The 5,803-nt window shown below is 45.2% G+C and carries 6 protein-coding genes; all 6 read right to left on the bottom strand.

The window, feature by feature from the left end:
• Nucleotides 1-174 precede the first annotated feature (174 nt).
• The 6 genes from BCT81_RS18515 to BCT81_RS18490 all read right to left on the bottom strand — a co-directional run bounded on the left by BCT81_RS18515 (nt 175) and on the right by BCT81_RS18490 (nt 5,731).
• Nucleotides 175-1,101 carry a hypothetical protein gene (locus BCT81_RS18515; protein WP_102425416.1) on the bottom strand — a complete coding sequence of 309 codons (927 nt, stop codon included), beginning with the start codon at nt 1,099-1,101 and terminating at the stop codon, nt 175-177.
• Nucleotides 1,102-1,119: 18 nt separating this feature from the next.
• Nucleotides 1,120-1,860, bottom strand: coding sequence for an SDR family oxidoreductase (locus BCT81_RS18510; protein ID WP_102425415.1), 741 nt, complete (start codon nt 1,858-1,860; stop codon nt 1,120-1,122).
• An 8-nt stretch (nt 1,861-1,868) separates the two neighbouring features.
• Complete coding sequence (locus BCT81_RS18505; RefSeq protein WP_102425414.1) at nt 1,869-3,041, bottom strand: MFS transporter; 1,173 nt, start codon at nt 3,039-3,041, stop codon at nt 1,869-1,871.
• A gap of 88 nt (nt 3,042-3,129) precedes the next feature.
• Entirely contained in the window at nt 3,130-4,074 is a 945-nt protein-coding gene (cysK, locus tag BCT81_RS18500) for a cysteine synthase A (RefSeq protein ID WP_241908238.1), read from the bottom strand.
• A complete protein-coding gene (locus BCT81_RS18495; RefSeq protein ID WP_241908237.1) occupies nt 3,963-4,901 on the bottom strand; it encodes a YqcI/YcgG family protein in 939 nt (312 codons plus the stop codon). Before BCT81_RS18495 ends, cysK begins: the two co-directional genes overlap by 112 nt.
• A 2-nt stretch (nt 4,902-4,903) precedes the next feature.
• Nucleotides 4,904-5,731, bottom strand: a complete 828-nt coding sequence (locus BCT81_RS18490; RefSeq protein WP_241908236.1) for an arginase family protein — start codon at nt 5,729-5,731, stop codon at nt 4,904-4,906.
• Nucleotides 5,732-5,803: the final 72 nt, after the last annotated feature.

Genomic DNA, 5,803 nt, shown 5'->3' with positions numbered 1-5,803 from the left:
ACTCAAAAGTGCCACGAAACTTGCTAGCCTCTACTTTTATCATCAAACCTTTACGTATCATTTGACTTAGTTTTCATAATGAAACTATAGATTTGATTGTCGATACCTTGTTTGAGGATCGGTCGATGAGAGTCCGAATAAAAGCCACTGAAAGTTGAGTACTATTTCGAAATCTCAGCACACCCCAACCTCTTTAGATTGTGCTCGCTCAATAATTGCCCTCACAAAGAAATCCACGGATTTAGGCGTAAGTGGTAAGCTTAATGATGGCTCTGTTATCTCGAGTTCCAACAGCAATGGCATCCCCTTCTTATCTTCAATAAAGTCTAGTCTCGCGTACAAAAGCGGTTTAGAAAGTTCAAGATTACTTTGTACTAAACCCAGTATACGTTTTGCCAACGCCTTCTCTTCACTGTTCGCATCCTTTAGCGTGCGAAATTCCATGTCAGGGGTTTTTGTTTCCCCACGTTCCGCCAGTAATGGCTCTTTCTTAATCGCATGTGAATACGTGTTACCAAAGTAAATCATGTTGGTTTCACCATGCTTCTCAATAGTATTGAGATAAGGTTGAAAAATGACCCCCTTATCCAACTGTAAAAGGTAGCGCACATGCTGAGTGATTTTGTCTGAATCGTCGATCGAAAGACGAACGACACCGAATGAATAGGCACCAACTGTTGGCTTAATCACTACTTCGTTTATTTCCCATTCACTCTCTTTAATTCTGGCGAGAGCGGCTTGAATTTCTGTTTCTGAATAAAGGATTTCAGTCGGGACAATGGGAACCCCTTGTTTCTCCAGTAGTTTCAAGTAACTTTTATCTGAGTTCCATTCGATAACTGATAGAGGGTTAAGTAACACAGAACGTTGTTCAACCTGATGGCAAAACTCAATGAATGGTTTTATTTTGTCCATATAAGTCCATGGAGAGCGCAGCACAACCGCGTCATACATTGACCAATCCGGGCTGGTGCTATCCCAGAAGATGACATCAGCTTCCACGTTAGTGCGCTTAAAAGCGTCGATTATTAAGGGCATATCATAGTCGACGGATAGACTATCGCTATCCGATATCAATGCGACTTTCTTTGTCTTGTGCATTTAACGATTCCTTTTTTGCTACCAGGGAAGATCAGATCCCATATGAATAAACTTACCATTCACTGAATTGTCCGTATCAAGTGCCATTTGTATTGCAGTGAGGGCACCTTCTTTGGGGGTTAATACTCCGTCCCCATCATTTAAGTCGGTTTTCGTATAACCCGGATGGATGCTATTGACCGTGATTGACGTGTCTCGAAGCTCATAGGCAAGATGAGCAGTCCAAGAGTTAAGCGCAGTTTTTGAGGCACTGTACGCAGGGAGTGATTTAAACGCATCCGTGTAGGTATATGAGGCAGTGTCGCTGTGTAACGTCACTGAACCTAACAAACTTGAAACGTTGAGTATCTTGCCTTTTATCGAACGCTTAAGTAATGGTAAGAATCGACAAGTTACGTTTACCGTACCAAATAAATTGGTGTTGAATGTTTCCAGCCATTGTGTAAGTGGTTGCTCTGATGGAGATTTTCCGTACTCTTCAACCCTAATCGCTGCATTGTTAATAAGAATATCGATTTTACCGAACAAGCTTTCAATAACGCGAGCTGCTTCTTGGATGGAGTTGTCGCAGGTAATATCCATTGGTAAGCAAAATGCTTCGATTCCTTGAGCGCTCAATGTCGCCACCGCCTCGTTAATCGCTGCAGCGTTTCTACCCGCGAGCAATACCGTGTGACCTTGCTTGCCAAGTGCCGTTGCCATCTCGAAACCGATCCCTTTGTTTGCTCCAGTGATGAGCGAAATCTGCGATTCTGTCATATCCCCCCCTAACTCTCAGCTTTCATAAAATGAGTTTTTTTCTTCATTTCGAACAGTTTGCCAGCGCCAATAATTGCAGACAGAGCCAGTAAAAGTGTTATGAAACTGAGTATTGCCATCCAGTTACCAAAGCGTTGTGCTATAACACCTGATGTAATAACAGGTATCGAGAACCCAACATACGAATAGATGTACATACCAGCCGTAGAGCTTGCTTTATCGATGTTATGGTTACTGGTAAATTGAAACAGACCTGCCATATACGTGAAACCATAGCTTGAGAGACTAGTACACCCAGCTCCGAGAAGAATAATTGTGATGGATTCACGATAGTAACCAAGCGCTATAAGACTAAACCCCAACACCGTCAAGAAGCATCCCAGCAGTAGACTTATGCTTGAAGACAAACGCTTAGCAATGTGCTGAGTCAGAAAGCCAGTACAAATCGAAAGGAAAACCATTAATCCAGTCCACTCGCTAAGACCTATCTCATTGAGTAGTATTGGAACAATGGCAATGACCATACCGGTAGTTGCCCAAGCCATCATCATTCCGAGACCATAAGACCAGGTGTTGGATGGAAAACAAGGCAATGTAATTAAATTGAGGTTTGGTTGAATAGTTTGATTGGTCGGCAAACGAATAAGCAATAGCATCAACAACGATACGAGCAAAAATAAGCTTAGATAACTGTATGGCATCACCGTCATACCGGTTACATTCAAGCTCGCACTGGTGGCAAGGGCTCCGCTCCCAAAACCTAAAGACGTTGAGGCTGCCACCAACAATGTACCAAATTTTAGCTCCCTCTCTTCAATGAGGTCATAGATGTACGCTGATACAGATGTCGTGGTCAAGGCTGTCGCAACCCCCAATAGTAATCTTGCAACAAACAGAGAGGTCCAGTTAGGCTGAATAATGAGCAGTGCCGTTGCGCTGGCACTCAACAGAAGTGCAATGAATATAGGCGGTTTTCTGCCCACTTTATTTGAAATCCCCCCCACCATTAATAAGGTAGGTAATAGCCCTAACACATAGGCTGCAAAGGCGACGGTTACCGCCGCAGTGCCCATGTTACTGTTTTGGGCATACACTCCATAAAGTGGAGCTTGCAAGTTTACAGAGTAAGTCACGCAGAACATGACCAACGCCAAGACACTTAATGAAATTCGCTTTTCCATACGATGATTCCTTTCATGGATAATTCTTGTTGATGGCGCATACGTCTAACGTGCACAATCAACATACTGTCAGTACTTAGAGGGAAAGCTAGACGTCACATTCAGCCGTGACTGACTCTTCACTCCAAGTCTTAATAAAAGGATCCGTCTCTTCATTGCCGAGTTCATCAAACAACTCGGTAGACAAGTATCGTTCTCCTGTATCTGGCGCCATCGCCAATATCACACTTCCTTTTGGGGCAGATTTCGCCACTTCTAACGCGGTTGCAACCGTCGCTCCGGCAGAGATGCCAACAAGGATCCCTTCGTAACAAGCAAGAGCTCGTGCAGTCGTGATCCCCAAATGACCATCGATAGTGACGAGACTATCCACCACATCCTTATCCAATACGCTCGGTATGAAATCTGGGGTCCAACCTTGCACGGGGTGCACGGTCCATTCATTCTTGGCTAGGATGCGAGCCCCTTGAGGTTCGGGAACCACGATTTTTACCCCTGGTCGTGCGACCTTCAGCATCTGTCCGATACCGGTGAGAGTTCCGCTTGTCCCAAAGCCGGTGACAAAGTAATCCAAACGCTTACCAGCAAAATCGCTGAGTATCTCACTTGCAGTGGTCTCGCGGTGATACGCAGGGTTGGCGGGGTTATCGAACTGACGGGGTCTAAACCATCCATGCTGAGCGGCAAGAAGGTCGGCAATTCGATTACCGCCGCTACTCCCTTGCTCACTCGGAAATAGGATAACTTCACCACCGTACGCGCGAATCAGTTTCCTGCGTTCGAGCGAATAACCATCCCCCATGACGGCCACAAATTGGTATCCTCGTGCCGCAGCAACCATCGCGAAGGCAATGCCAACATTTCCTGACGTGCACTCAATAATTGTGTCACCTTTCTTGAGTAAACCTTTAGCTTCAGCGTCTAATACAATGGAAAGTGCAAGCCTGTCTTTGACAGATCCTGCTGGGTTAAAAGACTCAACTTTGACATAAACCTCGACTCCCTGTGGAGCAAGATGATTGAGTTTAACAATTGGAGTGCGGCCCACGGTTTCTGTAATTGAGTTATATAACGACATTTAGATTCTCTCTCATTATTTTGTATTGGATTTGAAGGGACACTGGCTTCTTGTAACTGATACTGGCGCCATTCAAGATTTTCTTCTTCGCCATAGAAGCCCAACTCTGTGGGCATTATTCCGTCGTTGTAGTTTTTGACACGATTTCGAATGCGCTCGCGAGCCTGCCTTCCACCTTTCGTTTCACCATTAGCGACGATGTCAAAGATTTCTCTGGCGTTAATGACAAAGTTAAGTCGTGAGCCGAGATTTCTATTTTTAAGCTTTTTATGCTTATCCGAGCTCATGTTGATGAACAGTTCGACACCGTTAAAGCAATATGTCCATTCCGCGGCTTCGGGGTCGGTAGGTACATTTCGAGGCCACTGAGCGATGTCATGCTCATGTGCCCAATTCAAGATATCCCACCCAAGTTCGTGGGGCTCCAGAGAAGATGAAAACTCAGGAGAAAAGAAGACCACTAATGGTGAGAACATGCGCTTATTCACTGGTGTAGCGTTAACCATATCTGTGTAGGCAATCAAACCATGCAGAAACTGGTAGTAACCATCGTGGCGATCCGGCTCACAAAACAGCACATGAATAGTCTTAGCGCTCCACGCTCTGCGGCTAAACAGGCAAGGAAATTCGGGGGCGCTGATTCTCGTGCTGAACTCTTCCCAGCCCTCTCTCTTCCAATTAGATAACGTATGTAGTTTTGGCAACAACTCCGCGTGTGTATACAAGACTTTATGTTGAATGTTAGGCACGAAAGGGACAGAGCTCGTTTCAATGATTTCCATACTCACAGACTCTTATTTTGTTTGAATAGGGCATCCACGGCTTGGAGGATAAGATCGAGTCCTTCCATGTTAGCGACTGACGGATGGCTATCCGCGCAAAACTCAGCAAGTTCTAACCCCATGATTTGGTTGCTTGGAAGTGATTCGAAAAGTTCCAACAATTGGGCAACTTTCAATCCGCCTTCAACTTTGAAGTCAGCGGAAATTTGCCCTGGGTCCATAACGTCCCAATCCACATGAACCCAAACTTTAGAATCTCCAATGAAGTGGAGGACAGACTCTGGCGTCAGAGTCGAAGGGGGAAAGTGATTGATACCTGCGTTATTCACGTTATGTAGTTCTTTTTCATCAATGTCATGCACACCAATCAGAGCAACATTATTGGGTTGGACACCAGAACCAAAGCCGCTCTCCCAAAGACCACATGTAGCAGCCAGTACCATCCCACCGAGGTAGCCTGTTTCGGTCGTATCTGGTGTATTAAAGTCACTGTGTGCATCAATCCACAGAACCTTGACGTCAGGATAAGTCGCTGCGACAACTGGGAGTGTTGCTAAGCTTGCCGAGCAGGTATTCGATGCAAATAAGACGGGGGGCTCACCGTTGGCAAGCAATCGGAAGATTTCAGTTTGTAACAGATCGAGGGTATTTTGAGCTTCAGGGAGTGCCAGACTCCAATCATCCGATTTTGCGGGTGATCGCTGCCCAACGTAATTAGGCGTGAGGCCATAATGTAAGGCTAGTTTGTCTGCCGTGAGTTTTGCGCCCTCTAGCATACGCTCGGATCTGTCCGCAACGCGCCCTTGAGAACATAGAATTTGAAAAGACATTTAAAAGGCTTCCATATCATTTAAAAGAAACCGATATATACCCCATATAAAACAACTATGACAAACATGGTT

The organism is Vibrio sp. 10N.261.52.A1 (assembly GCF_002876325.1).
GTDB classification, from domain to species: domain Bacteria; phylum Pseudomonadota; class Gammaproteobacteria; order Enterobacterales; family Vibrionaceae; genus Vibrio; species Vibrio chagasii.
This window is presented reverse-complemented; position numbering and strand designations above follow the sequence as displayed.